Raw genomic sequence first — 22797 nt, forward strand, 5'->3', positions numbered from 1 at the left:
GTCGATATGGCTAGAAACGAGATCGTGGTGCGAGCACTGCGCACGATCCAGGGCGAAAATCTAGATGTGTACGCCTTTTTTATTCAAGGCTCCGACATCGTGCGCGTCGCAGACATCTCGCGAGTAGAACGGGACGGTGACGACGTACTAAAAGGGTTTCAGCGGCCGGAAATTCGCACACACGTAAAAGGCATCGTCGACTATCTGAATCAGGACAACGTGTTGTTTCCCAACGCGATCATCTTGGCAATGTCGCCAGCGGTTCACTTCGCGGCATCGCGCGGCACCAAGCCTACCGGCGATCATGGCGTGGCACAATCCGGAACGTTGACAATTCCTGTTTACGACGAGGGGCAACGCGTCGCTTGGATCGTTGATGGACAGCAACGATCACTCGCGCTGGCGCAAGCGGAGCAAAAGCGCATTCCGGTTCCCGTTGTCGGATTCGTGTCAGACAGCCTGGAAGTTCAGCGCGAACAATTTATCCTCGTTAACAAGGCACGTCCCTTGCCGACGCGTTTAATCAACGAACTACTACCTGAAACACGTAGCATTCTTTTACCGCGAGAACTGAGCGCGCGGAAGGTACCATCGGAGATCTGCAGCCTGCTTAATCGTGATCCGGAGTCGCCGTTTCACAAGCTTATCAAGCGCATCTCGGAGAAAAATAGCAATGTCAGCGTAATTACGGATACCGCGATCATTACGATGATACGCAATAGCATGAACAATCCGCTTGGTGCGTTGGCGCCCTACAAGGGGTTGGGACGCGAAGGCGTAGATGTCGGCGGCATGTATAAGATCCTCATCACATACTGGTCAGCTGTACGCGATGTCTTTCCTGATGCTTGGGGAGTTGACCCGAAACGCAGCAGGCTTATGCACTCAGCGGGTATCGAAGCCATGGGCGTATTGATGGATAGAATCTACGCCCGCTTGGCTGGACAGAGCGAAGACTATAAGACAGTCCGCAAAGAACTTGAGAAAGTCGCGCCCGCTTGCCGCTGGACCAATGGAACTTGGGAGGCGCTCGGCGTGTCGTGGAATGAGATCCAGAGCGTCCCGCGCGATATTAGAAGACTCCAAGACACACTGGTGCAGATTTACACCAGTTCGATGAAACAATGAAATTCCTTTACTCCGACACTCAGGATTACGTTGATCCCGAGTACGACTTTATTAACGACCGCAACGCGCCCGGCCGTCGCCGCTACTGGGACGACATGTACGCGCACGAGTTGATGACTCCGGCCCCGTACGATGGCCTTCTTGTATCGATGAGCGCGGTTCGCCAAGCGGCTGGCGTTCCAAAATCCAAGGTTCGTTATTCGACTGCTGAAGAGCAACGCATGTTGCGCGATGGCGTGCGTAAGTTCCTTCGCTATGGTGGGGCGCCATTCAAGGATGCAATGGTGATGGGCGACTGTGGCGCGTTTGCGTACGCTGACAACCAGACTCCTGCGTACCCTCCAAATGAAGTAGTCGAGTTCTATCTCGACGCAGGCTTTACACATGGGGTTTCCCCCGACCACATCATCTTTGATTGCCTGACCGATAATCCGCCCGCCAGCGACATTGACGGGAGCATCGTCGAGCGGTATGAAATCACGCTTGCCAACGCGCAGGAGTTCATCAAACTCACAGCGGCCGAAGGGCATGCGTTCGAACCGCTTGGTGCTGTTCAAGGGTGGTCGCCCCGAAGCATGGCGGCGGCGGCGGTGGAGTTGGAGAAGATGGGATACCGCTACCTCGGCATCGGAGGTCTCGTTCCGCTTAAGGTCGATGTTATCAAACAGGTGCTGCATGCCTTACGAAGCGCGATCAAGCCAGAAACGAAGATTCATCTTCTCGGGTTCGCCAAGGCAGACACAATTCACGAGTTTACAAACTTCGGGATCACCAGTTTCGATTCGACCTCGCCTCTCATTCGTGCGTTCAAGGACGCAAAAGCTAATTACTACATCGACTCGCCGAAAGGCGGCTTGGATTACTACGCCGCCATTCGCATTCCACAGGCCATCGAAAACGCTAGACTGATGCAAGGCATCAAGCGTGGCGTTCTCAGTTCAGAGGACTTGCAGCGTCGAGAGGAGAAGGCGCTTACCACCCTGCGTCGGTTTGACAGCGGTGGAGTTAAGGTGAAGGAAGCGCTCGACGCGGTGATGGACTATCAACAATTCCTCACACTCGCGGACAGTGTCTCACCCGAGGCTCACTACAAAGATCTGATGAAGATGCGAGCGTTGATTCAACGCACGCTGGAAGACGCGCCTTGGAAGCGTTGCAACTGTTCCATTTGCAACAAGGCTGGCGTCGAGGTCATTATTTTCCGTTCGAGCAATCGAAACAAGCGCCGCGGGTTTCACAATCTGGGCGTTTATCACAAGCACGTACAACGTACCCTGGAGAAGCACCGGTGAGCGTCCATCGATTCAAGGCCATTCGCGCGTCGCAAGCCGCGGAACATGATGTTTTCACTTTTGCAGCCACGCCCGAGCAGATATTGGCGTTCTCGGAAATCGAACGCGTCGGGCGCGAGGAGAGTGGAGAATTGCGTGGCTTCCAGAGACACCAAATAGCCTCGCACATAAAGGAGATCCGCGATTATCTGCGACGCGAAGATGCACTTCTGCCCAACGCGCTGATTGTCGCGTTCATCGGTGGCGTCAAGGTCAAGGACAGGAGCGATGGCGTGGTGGACATCGAGATCAAAGCGACCGACAGCAAACCAGGCTTCGTGGTGGACGGCCAGCAGCGCCTGAGCGCGCTAGCGGGCATCACGAAGCCGGGGTTTCAGGTCTTCGTGTCTGCGCTCATTTGCAAGGACTACAATGAACTGCGTCAGCAGTTCGTGTTGATCAACAATACGCGGCCTTTACCCAAGACGCTGATCTACGAACTGCTGCCGAACGTGGAAGGTCTACCTGAACGATTCACCGCTCGCAAATTTGCTGCACGCATCGTCGACCGACTGAATTTCTCGCGTAACTCGGCGCTTCGCGGAGAGATACGTCAGCACACCAATCCCAAGGGGGTGCTGAGCGATACGGCCATGCAGAAAGTCGTTATGAACTCGGCGTCGGACGGCGCCATTCGCGAGTTCATCAAAGATGGCGACTTCGAGAACCGCGCGTACGATTTCGTGAACGCGTTCTTTGGGGCAGTTACCGAGGTATTCGGTAGCGAATGGATTGGTATGAGTCCGAAGACCTCGCGCTTGCGACACGGAGCCGGGCTAGTGGCGATGGGCTTCGTGATGGAGTTTCTTTACTCCAGCGAAGGAGCAACCACGCAGACAGAGTTCGAACATGGCCTTGCGCTGCTAAAGGAATACACAGCGTGGACTAGCGGCCAGTGGCGCCTCGCGCCAAATGATGAACGTCCCTGGAACGGAATTCAGAACACTCCAAGCGATATTGACTTGCTTACCAACTATCTCGTCCGGTCGATGAAGCGAGCGCTTCGTCAACACCGCCTGGTTGCGAACTCTTAGTCATTTGAGGTTGATCATGAAAACGCGCGCGATCGTTCTCTTCTCAGGTGGGCAAGACTCCACAACGTGCCTGGCATGGGCGCTCGACCGATATGAGTACGTTGAGACGGTGGGGTTTGACTACGGGCAACGGCACGCCGTCGAACTGGAGTGCCGCGTGAACGTGCTGCGCAGGCTTCGGGAGGACTTTCCCGCTTGGGGTGCGAAGCTTGGCGACGATCACATGCTTGATCTCTCGATCCTCGGCCAGATCAGTGATACCGCGCTGACTCAGGGCAAGGCGATCGAAATGCAAGCGAGCGGTCTGCCGAACACGTTCGTACCGGGACGCAATCTGCTGTTTTTCACGCTGGCAGGCGCTCTCGCCTATCGCCGTGGTCTGCAGTTGCTGGTAGGCGGCATGTGCGAGACGGACTACTCGGGCTACCCGGATTGCCGTGACAGCACGCTTAAAGCCTTGCAGGTCGCAATCTCGTTGGGAATGGATCAGCCGCTGGTGATTGAAACGCCGCTTATGTGGATCGATAAGGCCGATACTTGGCGCATGGCGGATACCCTCGGAGGCGCTGCGTTCGTAGACCTGATCCGCACCGAAACGCACACGTGCTACGTCGGAGATCGAAACGAGCAGCATGATTGGGGCTATGGTTGCGGCGAATGTCCGGCGTGCGAACTGCGGCAGAAAGGCTTCGAGTCGTTTCGGGAAGTAGCGGTATGACGCGCGGTGTTATGAGGGAGGAGTAGGAAGTGGCACCGGACCAGATGAACTACGAACTCAGCCAGAAGTTCTATTTCGAGGCGGCGCACACGCTGCACCGGGAGATCGACGCCGAAGGCAGTCGTCGCGTTCACGGGCACACGTATCACGCACAGATTTTCGTGCGCGGCCGGCCGGACCCTACCACACGCATGGTGGTCGACCTCGGTCTGCTACGCAGAGAGATCGAACGTGTTCGCGACCAACTCGACCATCGTTTTCTCGATGAAGTACCCGGCCTCGGCGCGGCAACCTTAGAAGGCTTATGCGCTTACATCTACCGCAACCTTTCGTGCGCGCTGCCGAACATCTCTAGGGTTCGGGTGGAGCGACCTGCAAGCGGAGACTGCTGCGATCTTGACCTGGCGATGGCGATGCACGCTCGGGAAGAAGCGCGCATCTGACACGGGCGACGCTTACCCCGCCGCCTGAATCTGCTTCATCACCGTCTCGACGATACGCGTCGTTCCTGTGCCCTGAACATGGCACAGGGCGTCCGGTGTACGCAGCGCGTCCTTGATACAGAAAAATGCCTGATGCGTGGCCACGCTCGACACGAAAAACACGAAGTCGGCGTGGCGAGTACTTTGACGCAGGCGCGGCGTGCACTCCGTGTCGCAATTCGTCGTGACCTTGAGTTTGGGACTCAAGGTCTTGAGCATATCCATTGCGCGTTGGGTTGCCTGGCTATCCAAACTATAGATCATCACGCGCGCTTCGGAATCAGTCGTTTCCGGCTCAACAGACCTCACGACCTCTTGCGACGGCAGCGTGAAGGGAATCGAGTTCTCACTAGCCAGCAGGCGCAAGAGGGCCTTTTGCGCATCGGCGAGGCGGGCCGAGAATTCGCTGCCCGCACTCAAAATGGCGACTAGCAAGTGGTTCCGCGCCTGATCGTCGCGCGAGGGCGACATTGCCAGTGAATCGGCGAGATCGAGCGCCCAAGGCATCGAGTGAGGAGAGCGCACGACGTCGAACATTTTCTTCAGACGTTCCATCAGATGCCTGTACTGCTCGGGCGTCGGGCCGGCCCGCACGACGTGCAGCGCCGCCTGCTTGATTAGCTCCAGTTCGCTTTCGCCATAGCGGTCGCGCACCCATATGGTGTCGAGCAGTTGGTCATACAGAGGAATGAACGGCACATGCGGCCGGGTCCGCTCGACGATCCAGTCGAACCAGACTGGCAGAAGCGCGTCGAACGTGCCGGAGTTGCTAAGCACTTCGTCTTCCATACTTTGCAATAGACGCTGTTGCATGGCGTCGTCGATCTTGATGAGCGCGTCGGCGTTGGCAAGTTCGCGCCAGAACTCCACCACGTTGTCCGCCGCGGCCGGCTCCCTCTCGGCCTCGTCCAGCAACTGCGCCTTAAGGTCTTGCGGGGGGAAAGTCTCGGCTAGTCGAGTGACATCGCCGAGCAAGCGCGTGCGGGTTTTCCGAACCTCGGCTGCTACCGCCGGGTCGCTTGCCCCCAAGCGTGCGATGGTCTGCACGGCGCGTTCGGGATCGTCGATTTCCTTAGAGCAACGCAGCAGCGCAATCAGCACATCTACGCTATCTTCGAGCGACGACAGCAGATCGTAGGCCTGTTCGTAGCGTTCAAGGTTCATGTCCTCGCACGCTACGTCAAAGCCGTTCCGGGGCGTAAGCGCTTCGATCAGCCTGACAATACCCGCCGTTGCTGGGCCGAAGGCGTGGTCACCGAGTTCGGCCAACCATTGAGCGCAGAGATCGACGGCGGGCCGGGTCTGCGACAACTCGTGCAGCACGAACGACTTCAGCGCGGCGGGGCGACGCGAGCGTCCCAGCGAACGCAGCAGATGGCCGGCGGCCGGGCGAACCTGCGTTTCGAAGGCCTTCTTCAGTCGCTCAGGATCACCGGACGCCTCGTGCGGACGGATGCAGGTTTCGTACAGCGCTTCCCAAATGTCACCAAAGGTTTCCGGCGGCAGTCGCAACTTGAGCAGGTGCGAAAAGTTTTCGTGGTCGAGGATCTCGTCCCATCGGCCGAACGACGCCGCGATGCGAATGTCCAGGAATGCGCGGTTCTCGGCGCTCAGACCGTGCTGTTCGCGCAAAGCCGCGACGGCGGCGCTGGCTTCGGCCTCGTTCTTCGCGAGCAAGGCCCAGTCGAGCGCCGCGCGCAGCTGCGCGAACGTCCGGTGCTCCAGCTTCCGGCGCTTCGGTTTGCGCTGCAACAGCTCCCAATACACGCACCACTGCTCGACGATCTGCATGTCAAACTTCGGTCGGTTCGCGGTGAATCGCACCGCATGAAAACCGTGCTTTGTGAACAGATCGTCGGCATCCTTAGGGGGGACCGTCGAAATGTCGAAATCCGCGAAGCCTGGGCCAACGAACGCATCGAGATCGGCGCGGACTGCGCGCTCGCCCTGCTTGTCGCGCGCGCATGCGTACCAGGTAACGCGTTCGTCCGCCGCGCTGCGGAATGGCAGCAGCATGGGCAGATCGGCTTCGCCCTTGCGTGTACGCTGGATCGCACTGACCAGCGCTTCGGGGACTCCATTGGTGTTGGGTTCGCCAGTATCATCGTGTCGCGCGGCCGGAAGCACGAACAGATTAGGCGCGGCGAAGAACGCATCGAGACATGCGGCCGCACTTTGCGCCAGCTGTAACTGATGCTCAGATGCCATGGTCTTGGAACTCCATCTTGGCCTGCGCTATACGCTCTCCATCGAATTCCAACGTCACGTGTTCCTCGTTGAGCGCGATTCCGCGCTCCGTGAAGTTCATCGACCCAGCGATCAACACGTGGTCGGTAAGCAGGCTCTTGGTATGCAAGGTATTGCTTTCCTTCCAGTCGCACTTGTCCTGCAGTCCGGAATCCGCCAGCGCGCCAAAGAGGCGTTTTTCGAACGGCTTGTTGTGATTTTCTGCGCGGACCCGAATCACGAGCCGCGTGTCATTGGAAGCAATTGCCACCAGAACGTCGACCAAGCGAATCTCGCGCCTGCTCCATTCGGGATTGAGCCCGCTGAAACTGCCTATGCTGTTATCGAAGATGACAATATTGCTGATCCACGGCGCAAGCAGATGAACCGTTTTGCTCGGCGCCAGCAACTCCTTGGCGAAGACAGCCGCCAAGGCGTTGCGCGCGGCTTCCGGTGCAGACGTGGCCGACTTGAAAATGCTTCGGGAGGTACTCATGCGGATTCCGGAATCGAGAATTGGAGCTCGATCGTGTCGTCGCGCCGCCTGACCGAAGACAGCGTCGCGAAAACGTTCAGATAATCGAAGTGGATTGGCTCGACAGTCAGCGTGCGAATGATCGTCGGGACGAGTTCATGCGCCTGGTCAGCCGCCACCGCAAATACTGCTTCAGAGCGAGCGATCAGTTGCTCGCGCGCGTTCTGCAGCCAACCCGGCTGGCTCGGATCGATCGGCGCTTGGCGTTGCGTAAGCCATTGTCCGAGCAGCAGACGCTCAGTCGCGATATTCGGCACGAATCGATTCGAGAGCGGCAAATTTACCGCGCGCAGTGCGTGGCCTTGCGGCCACAACAGACCCATCAACACACCGAAGCGCCAGCTTTCGCGGTCGCTCATGGGCAAGACAAGGCCAGAGGACACAAAGGCGGCGTCCAAGCGCGTGTCGCTGCTGTAGACCGCGCACATCACCCGAACATCGATCTCGATGCCGTGCAGGTGTTCGAGTCGCGTCCAGTGACCATGAATCTCGGCAATCAGCCGGTCGATTTCCTCAGGGGTTCCGGGCCTCAGCATGCGCAGACTCAGGGCCACCGCGTAGCCGTGGAATACGGCTTGTCCGCGTCGCACCAGGTCCGCGCGCAGACGGGCGAACTCTGCCTGCGCCGTGGTCGGACTGGCGGCATTACGCACGCGCATGACCGCATCGACGATTTCGGTTTTGCGATCGTTGCCGCCGAGCCACTCCACCAGCTGCTTTAACTGCGTGTTAGTCGACTCGAGATCACTGGCCTCTAGCGCGGCTTCGACGTGCCGGTAAAAGCTGTCGGGACGCGAAGCGAGCAGTTCGACCACCTGTTCGATCATGCCATTTCCGCCGGGGCTGGTCTCCGAGATCCAGATTTCCGCTCGTTGTGGCGCAGTGCCGTCGAGGCGTATGCCGGGATCGATATCCACGATCAGTCCTTCCGGGTCGACCTGGGGGCAGGCCTGCTGAATGGCCTCCAGGCAGGCGGCTCCGAGAGTGGCGCGCATGGTCCGGGCCAGCCACGTTTCCCATTCTGCGTCGATCGGCATGACGAGTACGCGTGCCGCGTCCCGCACGGCGAGCCGCACGCTTTCGAGACCGAGCGCTTCAGTGAGCGCTTGCCTGAGGCGATCGGGACTTTCATCGCCAGGCTCTGTCTCGGGCATCTGGAACACCGTGGAGAGCACGCCCTGCAGCATCTGCATGCGCGCGCCGTTGGCGAGCTCGTTCAACGCGACCGTCAGTGACAGTTTCTCCGTGGTGGCCACCAGAATGGCCGCAATCTGGAAAATCTGTGCAATCCAGCCGCGCAGAAACGGATTCGCTACGGTCTCGACGAAGCTCGGACAATGCTGCGCTTCCCAGTTGTAGCGTGCGGCACGGGCGGCGCGCACGCGTGCCTCATCCGACCAGTCGATGCTTTTGTGCAATTCGGCTGGTAGATTCAGCACGATCAGAAGCGCGTCCGCGTCGATCTCGAAGCCGACGCCGGAGGGCTTGCCCTCTTGCGTGAAGCGCCAGTCGACTGTCAGGCGGTGCGATGTGTTGCCGATCCGCATGCGCATATCCGCTCGCGATGCGATTGCGTATCGCCGCATCAGTGCGGCAGACTGCCCCGCGTGCGTGTGCGCGACGATTGAACTGACAAGGCGACTCACGCCGATATGCTCGGGCGGTCGGAATTCCGTGCCGTCGCGCGGCCCTTCGAGATGCGAGCTCCATTTGAGCTGCGCATTGGTTGTGTCGTTTATCTCGGGCAAGCCGGCGCTGCGTGCGGGCGCTGCCTGCAGGCGCGCGGTGCGGGGACGAAAGGCTTGATACTCGACCACCTTGCCGCCTTCCATGCGATGGAACGGCCGCTCGCCCTGCATTTGATACCAGTCTCCGATATCCGCATCTTGCTCGACGATCTCCTGATTCATGTCGAGGTAGCTTTTGAGCGTTTGCGCTGAAACACCCAGCCAAAGCGCGTGGTCGTAACGACGCGAGACCTTGCCTGGCGCGAACTCGCCCAGCGCCTGCTGAACCGGCAGATAGTGGTCGTCCGCTGCCTCGCCGGGCAGTGCGAGGCGCATTTCGGGTAGGCTCAGATCATCGAACAGATTGGCTGGAATGTAGTCGGGCAGGGGATGGCCCGCGCTATAGTCGGGATGCGCCGAGTCCTTGCCCAGCCAGTTCATCTGCAGACGACGCATGGCGGTGGGCACCGCGCCGAGTAGTAGCGGGCGCGGATGGTTCCACAGCAGCACATCCAGGTCTTCGCGCGGGATCGCAAGGCGTTTCTGCAACGAAGCAGCAAGGCGCTCGCCCGCATCCTGGCGGATTAGGACGTGTTTGAGTAGGTCGTGGAGACGTTTGTGAGCGAGACGCGTCTTCAACCAGTACCAGCCCGATGTTTCCAGGTTCTCGCCCCGATGCCAGCCTTTCGGCGCGAGTCGCTTCGCCTTGGTCCGCAATGCGTTGTGCTGCGCGGAAATTTTCTCGGGCTGAGTGCTTTTGAGGACTTCCCTGAGCTCGCGAAGGTTATGCGGCTCCCAGTGTTTCAGCAGGGCTTCATCGGGCGGCCCTTTCATATCACGCCAGACGTAGATTCCGAGCGGGTCTGCGTGCGTCATATCGCCGAGCTCATCGAGCAGCGCATAGACCGACTGCATGCGTTGCACGTAGCGATTTGAAAGCGGTAACTGACGCGCCGGCAGCTCGGGATCGAAAAGCGTATCGTAGGCCTGATAGGCGAGACGGTCCCGGCCGTAGTCGGTCAGGACGATCATCGTCCACGGGCGCATGTGACGCGTGCGGCCAGCCCGTCCCTTGCGCTGCAGGAACGAGGCAATGTCGCGCGGCGCTTTATGTTGCACGACCACGCCGACGGCCGGATCGTCGAAGCCGACCTCAAGTGCAGCGGTGGCCACCACGACTTCGCTGGCAGAGCTGACGCCGGAGTCGAGTGCCGTGGTGCGCGCGATTTCGAGCCGCGTTTCTAGCTTGTGACCGATATTCTCTGGCACACGCCAATCCTGGCCGCCATCGTAGCGGCGGTTCTGCTCGAGGCTTGAACGCAGCCGGGCAAGACCGCCCTCGGGATAACGCGATGTATTCGGGTGGCCAGAGAAATGGCGGCCTTCCGCATCCAGAAGGTTGCGGAACAGGCGGTTGGCTGCATCCAGTTGATCTGTGAAGGCGAACGCGCGCCATCCGAAGAACGGGTTGCTGGTCTTGTCGAATCGATTGCGCGGGTCGAGCAGACGCGCTGAGAGCATCAGCGTCTGGATGGTTGTTGACAGAAGCGCGGCCTGAGACACCGGATCGCCGCGAAGAGCGAGCAGATACTCCGCGCCTTCATCGATGATGTCATTCTCCAGCGGCTTGATCTCCTGGACCACGGAATCATCCAGCCCCGTGAGACTGGCGAAAAAGCGCCGGCCTTCAGAGATGGTCGCGGAGAGGCCGACGAAACTCGAGCGTCTGCCGCTCGCGCTCCACCATCGGCGCATCAGATACGCGACCTGTGCGCCGTAGGTGCCGGAGTACAGATGTACCTCGTCCATGAGCACGAGGCTAGGCGCTTCGAGCGCCTTCGGACCGATGCCGAAGAGATGACGCAACTGCGGGTTGGATAAGTGGCGGTTGAGCATCTCCACCGACGTGAACAGCACATCGGGCGGCTCTTTTGCCATGGCTTCACGCGTGAATGCAAGCCGGTCCGATTCGACACAATGTCCGCACGACTTGCAGACCAGCCGGTCACGTGCCAGTTCCTTGTCTTCGGCGCGGACGACCATCTCTCCGCCGCAACCAGGCTTGGGGCAGGTGAAGAACGGGCAGATGGATTCGCGTCCATTGGATCGCCAGCCGCTCTGCTTGAGCGCGCTATGACGGGTTCCGGGTGTTTCGCCGTACAGTACGCCGACTCGCAGTGGTGCGCCGCCGCGACTCGAGATCCAGTCATCGAACTTGCCGCACTGTTCGTAGACCTCGGCTAGTTGATCCTTGAGCAACTCGTTACGTGGATACAGCGCGAGGACCCGAACCGACGACCTTGGCGACTCCACCCGCTGCCGGGCGATCCACGCGAGCGCCGGCAGATAGAAGGCGAGCGTCTTGCCGCTGCCGGTGCCCGCCGAGACTAGAGTGCCCGCTCGCACGCGATGGTGCAGGCCATCCAGAATGCGCGCGGCGGCATCGACTTGAAAGCGCGACATGCCTGCATTTGGCGGCATCTGTTCGAGCCAGTGCGCGACGGCCGAACGCAACAGGGGATCGGTCACGGCCGTGTCGATGACGCTCATCACCGCATCGCGCCGCTGATCGCGCTTTGGGTAACGGCGGGCGCGGCGCAGGAAGCGGTAGTCCGCGACCAGCGTCGGTGCTGAGGTCCATTGAGTCGGCCCCGCGTGTTGCGGAAACATCTGGCGCAGCCGCGCGATAAGGCGTACGCCTTCGGCCATACGCGTGCGCCAGCGCGGGCTATGGTCACCCGAGCCGGTGTGCGAATGCGGTACTTCGAATATCATGCGGAGCGCGACGAGCTGGTCCCGCAAGTCACGCGCGGTGGCGATATTGCAAGCCACGTCGTAACGCAGTTCGGAGTTCCGTTTATCGTTGAGGACACGGTTCAGTGCCTCGTACACTTCATCATCCCCGAGCGCATTGTCGACCAGCCCCCACACGAGCGCGCGCGCCTCGATCTGCTCCAGTTCGTCGAGTGCGCGTTCTGCCAACGTGAGATCGGGAGTCAGCGCCATGTGCCCACCGTGCGGGTACGGATGACGAAGCGAGAGGTGTCGTCGTATTGTCGGAGCCAGATGAGAACTTCCTCGGTGAGGAGATCGAGCGCGGCGCCGTCTGCCTCCATTGCTTTGAAGAACAATTTGACGGACTGAGGCGTAGGCGTCAGCGTCGAGACAATCTTGCGTAATTCCTCGACGTGTTGGCGCAGCGCGTCCGCCGATCGGGTATCGGGAGGCATGGCAGCGCTCTTGAGCGAAGCGTACAGCGTGTATACCTCGCGATATCGGGCGAGCGCCTGCTTGTTGCCGGGAGTTTCCGGTTCGCGTGCAAGCAGCGCCGAGGAGGCTTCCGGTTCACCAAGATCACGGATCAACGCGCGCCAGCTTGCGCGGATAGCATCGCTGCTCAGGCTGTTGGCTTTGTCGGCCTGGGCCAGTAGTCGTATCCAGAACTCATCGCGTGACAATGCATCGACGCCGTCGCTTTTGCTGAGCCGTTCGCGCGCTTCCGCGCATAGAGCTCGCGTTGCCTCGTCGGCGCTTGCAAGCTCGGCCAGTTTGGATGCGGGCGGCGCAAGGTAGCCGGACTTCACGTGCAGTTCAGCGCGCTTTTCCTTGCGGCGGGACCATTCGGCCGAACGGTTCTGAATGGCCGACAAGTGAGAACGTAGCCGATTGGTACGGATGACTTGATCGAGTCCGGTTCGTGTCAGTTGAGCCTGTTCGAGCAGTGTTGGCATCATTCCTCCCAAGCCAGATCGCGGAAGAGGGCGTCATGCGCTTGGACGGCTGCCTGATCGTCGATCGAAGTGGTCTGTGCTTTGATGGATTTGTCGAGGTCAATGAAGAAGCGCCGAAGCAGGGCGACTTCCCTGTAGATTGTGATGAGTTGCGGCAACGGGACGAGCGAGAGGGCCGCCAGTTTCTGATGCGTTTCCCAGTTCGCGTCGACGGGCTGTACTTTTCGCAGACGTTGGATCGCCTGATCGAGCGGCTCGGCCGCCAGACGATCCACCGCACCGCGAACTTCGCTCAGCGCAACGGAGCCAGTCGGCCAAGCGGGCGTCTGACTCGCCTGATCCACTATCGCGCGCATTTCGTCTCGCCATGCAACGCGTGCATGGTCTTCGGCGAAAGCCGCGGCAGCTTCCGGCAAATACAGGTCGACTGCCGTTGCGAGGTCTCGCACGATCATATCGACGGCTTGCGGCTCAAGTCGGTCAAGCATATCCTGCACTTCGTTGCCAGCCTCGCCATTGCCGTTGAGTACGAACACCCAGCGATCCTGAACTTCCTGCTTAATGGCCTGGCGGAAACGTTCGTTGTCGATGGCCAGCACCTTGCCGCCGTCACCCTGATAGCACGATAAGTAGCGGCGCAGGCGCTCCTGCAGTCGGGGGCGCGTGTCAGTCGCCAGTTTCCGGGTCGTCATCGCTCTGCGCACTTGTTGCGAAAGATCATCGACCGCGACGGCGATTTCCTTAGGTGCATCGGCAAGCAAGTCCCGTAGACTGGGGTTGTCTGCACGCGTGGTCACGCCGAGCAGCAAATCTTGTCGATGCAGTGTGAGCGCGGCAATCCCAGTGTCGCGAACGGCCTCATCAAGCACCATGTCGAGTATCTGATTTTCAAGCCGTTCCAGTAAGGTGTTGGCTGCGGCATAGTCTGTTTCCCCGTTGGGATAGGACCAGGATTTCCCGTTGCTGTCCCAACGGTCGAGCGCTTTCAGACCGGCGATGACAGTCGGCGAAATCGGCGCGTCCGGCGGCGAAACTTCAATCTTCAAGCCCTTGGTGGGATTGCTGATCGTGCTGGCGGGCGGAAGCCAGAACCAGTCCCGGTTTACTTCCTGCCCGCTCAGGCAGTAGTCGCCGAAGTTCATCCGCTTGTTCAGAGCATCGGCGAGCAGGGTGCGCGTTCTGACCGGATACGTTCTGATCAGGCGCGTGTTCTGGTCCCACAACTCGAGCGCCTGTGCATATGGGCTTTCCGCTGGTTCGGGCGGTGGTGGCGGTGGCGGGGGTGGTGGCGCCACTTTGCCGCCTCGATGCGGATCTGGATCGACCGGTACGGGTTTGGGCGTCACGACCGCATCGAAAGGCCATGGCAGCGAGAACGCGTCGAACACGTTGCGCGTGGCTGGTGGGGCTGTATCGAGCGTGTTGGGATTACCACCCCAGTGAGCGAGCCCCGATGTCACTCGACCGAGTTGTTCGGATGTCAGACCTTGATAAGTCAAACCGACGCTCACTGCGGACAGTAGCTTTGGATTGCGGAAGTTGGCGGGAGGAAAGCCGGCAGCCTCGAAGGTAAAGCGCTGACTGAGCGTGCTGCTCAATACCTCGTTGATGTAGGCGCGTGGATTGAATGTCCAGGCGTCGCCGATTTTGAGGACGCTCGAAGCTAGCGATTTGATCGCGTCGACATTGAACGGAAAGAGGCTATAACCCGATTCACTGCTGCCGAACGACGCCAGTTTTTCGGACCAGGCCGCGTCCAGCGTGGGATCGAATTTGGGCACCCACGAATAGAGATCGTCCCGGTTCGGTGCCACTGTGTTGAAACGCTGCTTCAAATAAGCAATGCCGTGGCGGGATGCGTTGAGGTAGCGTCCCGTGAACTCGACCAGCAGACGCGTGACGGTTTCCTCGTCGATGCCTTCGCTCGGCACGACCCATTGCTCCCGCGCGCGCGTCAGCACGGTCTGCCGGCCGGCAAGGAAACCATCCGTGACAGCCACTGCCGTGCGGATCGGGGCGCGCACGCGCACGCCCTTCTCGTCGCTCTCGGCGATCATGATGTCCAGCAAGGGTTGCTGAATGCCTGAGAGGGCCGCCAGATCCTCGATGAGCAGCACGAGTTCCTTGCCGTCTGCGAGTAGTTCCCGTCGAATCTCGTCGACGACGTCCTGAATAGTGCGTTGATTCAGGGCTTCTGTGAATCGGAAAATGGTGCGCAGAGCCGCATCCAGCACTTCCTGCAGCACTTCTGCGGCGATGCCGCGGGCGGCGCCGTTCGAGCTGGCCAAGAACGCGAGCGCCTGGCCCACGGTCCGGCGCAGTTCCATGCTCGCGATGGCTGCAGGTGGTTCGAAGTCCGCGACCTGGAATTGCCGGCGCGCTGGGTCGGACGTGCCGCTGAGGCTTGCATCGACGATTCTCAACAGAACGTTCCGGAACCACTGATCGCGAATCTCGGGGTCGCGGATCAGATCGCGCACCCGGTTTGCAGCGACGATGCGAGGTCCGAGCGATCGGTCGCCGTTCGCGCGGATTTGCTCCTCCACTTGTGCAGCGTAGGGGCCAAGTTCCTCGGCGAGCGCGGTCGCGAGCAGTTCGGCCGCGCGTGGCGGGTCGAGCGACTCCACCGCGCGGCTCAGATCCGCCCTCAGCGCGTCGTACCGCGCGCCGCTCAGTGGGGCGAGAATCCGTTCGACTACTTCGCGGAGACTCGCCGTCTTCGGAATTGGAACCACGACTAGGTCTTTGCGGCGCGGATGGCGATCGAGTTGCGCGCCGAGCCAGCGGATCATGTGCGATTTGCCGACGCCGGACGCGCCGGTGATCGCAATGATGACCGAGCTGCCGTCGTTGACGGGGCGCATGAGCGAGTCGAGCAGGTCGACTTCAGACGCGTCTACTTCATTGCCGGCCTGAGCGGAGCGTCGCTTCAGCGTGATGGGCAGGTGTACTGCGAGCAACAGGGCCTGATCCACCGTTTCGGCTTCGGTGCGCAGACATTCCTCCACATGTTCGCCGGAGGGCCAGAATTCGATCAAAGGGTTCATCACATGGCTCCTGCGCCGGGTCTTGCGATCCACTGAAAACTCAGATCGGCGCGCATGCCGTTCACACCTGTAAGAACGATAGAACTGCCGACGTCTGCGCGACGCTGCAACAGCAGGTCTCCTGATCCGCGTAGATTGAGCAAAGCCCTAGACAATGCGGTGCTGAGTTGACCCGCCTGTAACGGCGCGAGCGCGTTGCCGTCCACGGAGGAGAGGACTTCTTGCCTCCACATGCCACGGTCGAGCACGGGCAGGGCCTGCGCGATTTTGTCGACAAACTGGGTAGCGTCGATGTCTTCGCCTTCCTTCAGGATCTTGGGCAAGACATCACGTATTGCGACGGTGGGATCGATGTCCGCAAACGGTTGCTGGCTGAAGCCGAGGAAGCGCGCCCAGTATTGCAAACCAGTGCGTCGAGTCGGGTTGCGGAACAGCAATCGGTCGGACTCTCCCATTTGCTGCACTTCCAGCGCCTCGAACTGGCTGAAGCCGGTTCGATATACGTCCTGAGCGAGCATCCATGCAAGGGAACGAGTTAGGTCCGCCGCGGCCGCGCCTTCGGACATCCAAAACTCCCCATTGTTTTCTGCAGCCATGACGCGCGCGCAGGCAGTCCGGCGTGTGAACGCGAGCAAGTCCTTTGCGCCGTCGCGGCGGCTGGCAGGACGCTCAGTTACCGTGATCGCACCGTCGACTTCCTGAAATAGTCCCAGCGCCGTCCAGCGCAACAGCGTGCCGCGCGCCAGTTTTCCAGCATCGGAAACCAGAGCGGGCGGCGCGACGGCATCGAGCAGGGCTTCGCGGGGAATTGGTTTGATCGCACGCAGGACCGTGGCGTGCAGCTGGACTAGGATGTTCGGCAGCCCGTCGTTGGTGAGATTCAGTAGGCTCATAGGGTCAATGCCCGGATCAGGGACTGTTCATCGGTATGCGGAAGTACGCTTGACCATAGACGGTCGGGGCGATCCGGATCTCGAGCAGAATTGGGAAGAAGCACGATAGTCATCGCACAGGGCGACGTTTTCAAAGCCAAACTTAGGGAGTGACCGATTGATTCGGAAGACAAAATGACGATCCGTACTTCATGTTCGGCGCCATCCAGGCCGTCGGGCCGGGCCGGATCGAACAAGTCGATGAATGCATCGGAGCGCAGGCGTCGCAAGCGCGCCCGCATCGCGTTCAGCGCGACATCCTGCGTCTCACGCTCGAGCGCGATCGTGTGTGGCTTCAAAGCGCTGACGAGCGCGTCGAGGACGTTTGTGGTCGACTGCTGCAGAACACGAGAAACGTCATCCACTACGATGAATGACAGATTGCCATACACGCGAGGGACGCCCCGCAATGCGTTCGGAACATCTGGTCTCCGCGAAAAGATGTCCAGTCGAGCAACGAACGGTGACGGCGCCATCGGCTTGCGCGGTCGCTCGGACCAGTGATGGTTGCAACCGCCGCAATAAGGACGAACCGGAGCGAAAACCGTATGCAGCGCGACCCGATAGAGTTCACTCAGGGCGTCTTCTACCTTCCGTTCATTGCGTGCGATCGACAGCATCAACTCCATGCCCTTGTTGTTGGCGGACCGCGCGTCACTTCGAGCGCGCTGCATTTGCTGATCGAAAGTCGCTCTCGCCAGATGGCCTGCATTGGAGAGGCGTACCGCTGCATATGTAACGGTCGTTTCGGATTCTTCGAGGTCACTATCAGGTTTGCCGAATCTGTCCGGCGGAACCGTGGATAGTGCTGTTATATCGATTAAGCCAGCGCACGCCATGAGATTGAGCGTGCGGAGATTCCATTCGAGATTGGTTGAACCTTGAACATTTAGCGCCGGACGGAGCCGGCGCAGATCCACCCAAGTCTGGTCGCCTTCGGCGTCACGGGCAACCGGACGCTCGATCATCATGCTCCAGCGCTCGAAGGCGATTTCGTTGCCAACGTAGCGTGGCGCTGCGAGCCCTTGCGCCTGCTGGATATCCTCCTGTGTGTAGAGCAGCAGACTGGCGGACGCGATGCCGTCACGCCCGCCGCGCCCGACCTCCTGATAGAAGCGGTCCAGCGATTCCGGCAGCGTCGCGTGGACGATGGTGCGGACATCACTCTTGTCGACGCCGACGCCGAACGCGGAAGTGGCGATCATGCCGTCCAACTCATCTCGTTTCCATTGGGCGAGCAGCGTTTTTCGCGCGCTTGCACCCGTTTCGCCAGTGAACTGCGCGATGCGTTCGAAGCCATCTTCGAGGAGTATTCCTAGCAACTCCTCGGCCTCGTCGGGCCGTGTGACATAGAGGATGAACGGGCGCGGCGCTAATCTGAGTGCCTCGACGACACGTTGCTTCCGTTCGGCGAGCGTTGCACAGAAATGAGTTGCGTAACGCGGCTCTGGCCGTAGGTAGACGGCAGAAATGAGCCTGGTCTTCTCAGGCGGTCCGAACTGGCGTTGCAGCACTTCGATAGTGTGCGAGGTGAGCGTCGCAGACGCGAGCACGACTCGGATCGAGCGCGGCGCCATGCTGCGCAGGCGTGAAATTAGCGCGGGAAGAAGTTGAAACGCTGGCCGGAAGCCACTGCCCCAAGTAACGACGAGATGTGCTTCATCCACGACGACGTGGGTGAGACGCCCGGCTTTCGCACAGTCTTCTAGCAAGCCTCGCAGCGAGCCGGTTGCTGCCTCGGGCGAGGTGAACAGCACACGCTGAGTGCCATTATTCATCGCACGAAACACTGCGGTGCGCTCGTCCGGGCTGAGGCCGCCGTGATACGCGAGCGGCTTCTCCTGCCAGTTGACGTCTTCTCTGCGGAAGAACTCGGCCATGCGCTCGCCCTGATCGATTGCCAGCGCGACGGTGGGCACAATCGCCAGCGTGACATGGCCTTCACCGTTCAAAAGTGGCGGCAATTGGGCCAGCAATGATTTGCCGCTCCCCGTCGGCAGCGCGGCGATTAGCGTGATGTCGGAAGGCATGTGAAGGAGGCTGCGCACGGCCTCGCGCTGACCAGCGCCGGTGAAGAACGGCAATCCCAGCGCGTCGCCGACGACGGGCTCCGCTGCGATCCATTTGCGGTCGAGCGCCTGAGTTTCGACTAGCACGTCGTCGAAGAGGTCGCTCTGCTTGCCCAACCAGCTTAGCCGGGGACTTTCTGCGCGAATCTCGAAACGGCGCTTGAAAGCGATCACCTGGAACTGAGCTGCTTCCCACGCGTGGCGATCCGGCCATATCGGTCCACTTGGCACGCTCAGCCATTGCGCCCCGCCGCGGTGGGTATGCAGCAGTAACCACTGCCGCAGCAAGGCCGCCAATTCGACGTGCGAGCGGTGCGCATGACCATCGACATATCGCAGCAGTACTTGTCGGAGGCGCTCGAGCAAACCTGTGGCCCGATGCGTTGTCAGAATCTGATCCGCCCGCCCCCAATCCGCTAGACACTCCTTGAGTTCGGCGTCACCGAAGAAATCGCGCTTCATTGCTCGAACGGGTCTTCAGAGGCCAGGAAAACCACACCCGCAACATCGAGATCGATATCGGGTTCGGCAAGCGAATTGCGAATCGCGGCGTAAAGCGCGTCGTCGTTGGAGCGCTCTTCGAGTTCGCATCGCCGCTGCGCGCCCGTTAGCCGCGCCAAGCGTGATTCGGTCTGGGCGTGACGTAGCCGCTCTTCGCGGTCCAGCGCGGTCAGCGCCTGTCTGACGTGCGCACGGCACCCGTCGGACTGAAGCGCGGCGGCTTCGGCAGTCTGCCGCGCTTCTGCGCACAGGGCCGGCCAGTCTCGCAGCCAACTGGTTTGGATCGGCGACGGAAGGTCGCGCCATCGGCGAGGATTCAGGTTGAAGTCGCGGCGCGTGCCTTGCCAGAAATCGGTATACGACGCTTCCATCAGTTCCGACGGGGCCGATACGACCGCGCCAGAACCATCCACCCAGATGCGAAGGAACATCGGCGCGAGCAGCGCCTGCGACTTGCGGCTGAGTGACTGTTCAAGAATCGACTGTCCGTCGGCACCGCGTCCGTCCAGCTTCGCGACGAGTGCGGCCGGCCGGATGATGAAATCGAACCGGAAGAACAGATCGGCGCCGCTCGGATCGTGCACCTCGTACTCACGGTCGACGCGCCACATGGCGAAGGCGCGTCCGCGGTCGTCCTGCTCGCAGAACGCCTCGAGCGATGCCACCAGCGGATCACCCACGCGCAGTACGCGCACGCCCTGCGACCGCGCAGCGCGCGTCAGCGCATTCTGCCGGCGAAACACGTAGCGATAGGTCAGCGGCGAGCGCGAGCGATCGCTCGGCGCATCGACGTCGATGCTCTGCAGGAACGTGCGCAGATAGCCGCCCATCGGGATGAGTGTTCTGGGCACACCATGTTCCATCACATAGGCTAGCCTGAATGCCTCGTCCGAGTCTTGGTTGATGGGGCGCGAGCCGTCGTAGCGAACTTGAAATTTGAGGGCTTCGCCAGCAAGCCGGATCAGCGCGGCGCGCCACTCACGCCACGACTGATCACATTCGTCGACTTGTTCCATGGCGTCCAATTCTTGCTCACCGAGTGCATCCAGCCCGTCCTGATGATCGATCTGCTTTCGTTCACGTTCGACCAAGCCCATTGGCCCGCTGAGCGCGGTCGCGTGTTCACGAATAGCCGGTGTACCTTGCGCGAACCACTCTTCCTCTAGCGTCTGCAAGGCTGATTCGATCAGGTACTGCAGGCTCGCAACCGAGCGGTTGAAAACCTGCCAGCCGGTATCAAGCGTGTCGATCCACGCACCTTCATCGGGGTTTGATTCGTCATGCAGCGCATAGGACACGATGGGATCGCCTTTGCCGAAACGGTCAAGCCGTCCGAGACGTTGCTCGCAGCGGTTCGGCGAACCCGGCATGTCGAAGTGAACGGCGATCTTTTTGCCTCCATGGAGATTTACGCCTTCTTCCGCGCGCGCGTCGCACACGAGCACGCGAACCTTGTCGGTCGTCGACAGGAATTTCTGCCAAGGCAGCGGGGTGTCTTCGTCCTCGCAGTTCGCACGAACTTCGTGACGAACGACCTGGGCGCCAAAGGAGCGCTGCAAGTGTTGAGCGGCGCGGTCGGCATCGGTGCGATCGCTGCAAAAGACGACCACCTGCGCATTGGGTGTCGCCAATATGCCTTCGAGCGTGGCAATGAGGGTATCTAGGCGCTCCTGACCGTCGCGCATGCGTTCCGCGCTGCCGTCCAATGCGTCGGCAATCTCGAGCGCCTCGTCGTCGCGGATGTTGTGTTGCTCGAGCAACTTGCGCACCGAGGTACGGTCGCGCGAATTGAGCACATGACCGAGCACGGCAGTTCGCAGCGTTGCGGGCAGCGTGTCCAAGCCGTTCAGATGCAACCGCAACTCCTCCAGTTGACGTCTCCAGCGCTCAGCCCCGGCGCTCCTGAACGGGACTCGCTTGAGGCCAGCACGTCTAGGCGTGGCCCATTGCAGCGACTTGCGGCGATTCCGCAGAATACGTCGATGCAAACGATAACTCTCCACCAGATGCGTTTTTAGATCCGCAAGTGCGTTGACGTATGCCTCGTCTTCTTCATCTGGAAAAGCGTTAAGAATCGCGCGCAACGCATCGACTTTTTCCATCAGCGTGATGTCTTCACCGTACGCCTCTTGAAGGCGGTCCAACTCGCCAGTGAGACTCCAAAGATTTTCAGGAGTCAGCATTGCGACTACCTCCGCGACGACCTGGCGTGTTGCTATTCGTCGATTGAATCCATCGAGATCGTCGAGCGGGAATGCCACCGGATCGAGCAGATGCAGTACGCGTAGGAAGCCTTCAGGGTCCGACAGTACGGGCGTTGCTGACAGCAGCAATAACCGGGGAATGCGGTGCGCGTGGGCCTGCAGTCGCCGGTACAGCGTGATCTCGTGCTCGCTGCTAAAACGTGAAAGGTGATGCGCCTCGTCGACTACGAGCAGTCCGGCGTTAGCGAGTTCGTCTTCAACATCCGCGACATTTTCGTGGCTGACAACATGAAGAAAGTCATCGAGGTCGTTGCCGAGGCCGAACCTCGTGGTTAGTTCCTCTCGCCATTGCGCGACGAGAGCGGGAGGCGCAAGAACGACGGCATGTGAACTTCCCGGCGGTGTGTCAAGAAAGAATTGGCGGATGATCACGCCGGCTTCGATGGTCTTGCCCAAGCCCACTTCGTCCGCGAGCAGGTAGCGCTGCACCGGATCGGTCAATACGCGCCGGACGACCTCAAATTGATAATCGACCAGTTCGATAGAAGACGAGAGAGCGGCTGTGATGCCCGAAGCCGCTCTGTACTGAAGCGCGACCTGACGCGTGAAGGCGCTGCGTGCGTCAGCGAGAAATGGTGTTTCAGTGGCTTCGCTGGTGAGCAGTGGCAGAGGGTCGCGCAGGGGGCGGTTCCAACGGACCTGAAGATCTGCGGCCTCGACATTGGCCGATTCACCATTTGGGAATTGCACGAAAATGGCAGCGCCATTTCCGTCGGTCACGCGTCCCACCTGCCAGCGGCCAGTCGATTGCCGCCTAAATACGCGTGTCTGGGTAGGCAGGCAAATCGACTTGATGTTCGTCAGGGATGATTCAACAACCTGCGGTTCAGCCCCGGGTGCATCGAAATATTGAACACGGGCGATTCCGTTCGTTGCACCGGCGAACTTTCCGATTCCCCAGGCAGAGTACGGCACGGCGGTGATCTGGACGAATGCGCCGACTTCAGGTCGAGTGGCCGGCATCACCGCGCTCCCGCCAAAATAGACCCGGATTCGCTCGATGTCGGGCTTTTCCGATACACGTCAGAATAGCATTCCCGAACCCGACCCTCACAAGTGAAACAACCAAAGT

The 22797-nt window shown here is 60.3% G+C and carries 13 protein-coding genes; 5 read left to right on the forward strand and 8 right to left on the reverse strand.

Features of this window, described 5'->3' with window-relative positions; genetic code table 11:
• The first annotated feature begins 6 nt into the window (after window positions 1-6).
• Genes dbpB (C2L66_RS00830) through C2L66_RS00850 form a run of 5 tightly spaced genes read left to right on the forward strand, consistent with a single transcriptional unit; the run spans window position 7 to window position 4654 of the window.
• Window positions 7-1128, forward strand: a complete 1122-nt coding sequence (dbpB, locus tag C2L66_RS00830) for a DGQHR domain-containing protein DpdB (RefSeq protein ID WP_060599386.1) — start codon at window positions 7-9, stop codon at window positions 1126-1128.
• Entirely contained in the window at window positions 1125-2420 is a 1296-nt protein-coding gene (gene dpdA, locus C2L66_RS00835) for a tRNA-guanine transglycosylase DpdA (protein WP_060599385.1), read from the forward strand. The genes dbpB (C2L66_RS00830) and dpdA overlap by 4 nt, the downstream gene beginning before the upstream one ends.
• Entirely contained in the window at window positions 2417-3493 is a 1077-nt protein-coding gene (gene dbpB / locus C2L66_RS00840) for a DGQHR domain-containing protein DpdB (protein ID WP_060599384.1), read from the forward strand. The genes dpdA and dbpB (C2L66_RS00840) overlap by 4 nt, the downstream gene beginning before the upstream one ends.
• A 16-nt stretch (window positions 3494-3509) precedes the next feature.
• Window positions 3510-4211, forward strand: coding sequence for a 7-cyano-7-deazaguanine synthase QueC (gene queC / locus C2L66_RS00845; RefSeq protein ID WP_060599383.1), 702 nt, complete (start codon window positions 3510-3512; stop codon window positions 4209-4211).
• A 44-nt stretch (window positions 4212-4255) separates the two neighbouring features.
• Window positions 4256-4654, forward strand: coding sequence for a 6-pyruvoyl trahydropterin synthase family protein (locus C2L66_RS00850; RefSeq protein ID WP_060599382.1), 399 nt, complete (start codon window positions 4256-4258; stop codon window positions 4652-4654).
• A gap of 12 nt (window positions 4655-4666) precedes the next feature.
• On the opposite strand, the gene dpdD is transcribed toward C2L66_RS00850, so the two are convergent.
• The 8 genes from dpdD to dpdE are packed head-to-tail and all read right to left on the reverse strand — an operon-like array spanning window position 4667 to window position 22688.
• Window positions 4667-6901 carry a protein DpdD gene (gene dpdD / locus C2L66_RS00855; RefSeq protein ID WP_060599381.1) on the reverse strand — a complete coding sequence of 745 codons (2235 nt, stop codon included), beginning with the start codon at window positions 6899-6901 and terminating at the stop codon, window positions 4667-4669.
• Window positions 6891-7415, reverse strand: a complete 525-nt coding sequence (gene dpdK / locus C2L66_RS00860) for a phospholipase D-like domain-containing protein DpdK (RefSeq protein ID WP_060599380.1) — start codon at window positions 7413-7415, stop codon at window positions 6891-6893. The genes dpdD and dpdK overlap by 11 nt, the downstream gene beginning before the upstream one ends.
• Complete coding sequence (gene dpdJ, locus C2L66_RS00865) at window positions 7412-12187, reverse strand: protein DpdJ (protein WP_060599379.1); 4776 nt, start codon at window positions 12185-12187, stop codon at window positions 7412-7414. Before dpdJ ends, dpdK begins: the two co-directional genes overlap by 4 nt.
• On the reverse strand, window positions 12178-12912 hold the full coding sequence (locus C2L66_RS00870; protein ID WP_158660353.1) for a hypothetical protein: 735 nt from the start codon (window positions 12910-12912) through the stop codon (window positions 12178-12180). Before C2L66_RS00870 ends, dpdJ begins: the two co-directional genes overlap by 10 nt.
• Window positions 12912-15959 (reverse strand): protein DpdH, encoded by a 3048-nt coding sequence (gene dpdH, locus C2L66_RS00875; protein WP_060599377.1) that lies wholly within the window; start codon window positions 15957-15959, stop codon window positions 12912-12914. The genes C2L66_RS00870 and dpdH overlap by 1 nt, the downstream gene beginning before the upstream one ends.
• Window positions 15959-16852 carry a protein DpdG gene (gene dpdG / locus C2L66_RS00880; RefSeq protein WP_060599376.1) on the reverse strand — a complete coding sequence of 298 codons (894 nt, stop codon included), beginning with the start codon at window positions 16850-16852 and terminating at the stop codon, window positions 15959-15961. The genes dpdH and dpdG overlap by 1 nt, the downstream gene beginning before the upstream one ends.
• On the reverse strand, window positions 16849-19422 hold the full coding sequence (dpdF, locus tag C2L66_RS00885; RefSeq protein ID WP_060599375.1) for a protein DpdF: 2574 nt from the start codon (window positions 19420-19422) through the stop codon (window positions 16849-16851). Before dpdF ends, dpdG begins: the two co-directional genes overlap by 4 nt.
• Window positions 19419-22688: a protein DpdE gene (dpdE, locus tag C2L66_RS00890; protein WP_082670290.1), complete on the reverse strand. Its 3270-nt coding sequence runs from the start codon at window positions 22686-22688 to the stop codon at window positions 19419-19421. Before dpdE ends, dpdF begins: the two co-directional genes overlap by 4 nt.
• Window positions 22689-22797 lie beyond the last annotated feature (109 nt).

This window comes from Paraburkholderia caribensis (genome assembly GCF_002902945.1).
Lineage (GTDB): Bacteria > Pseudomonadota > Gammaproteobacteria > Burkholderiales > Burkholderiaceae > Paraburkholderia > Paraburkholderia caribensis.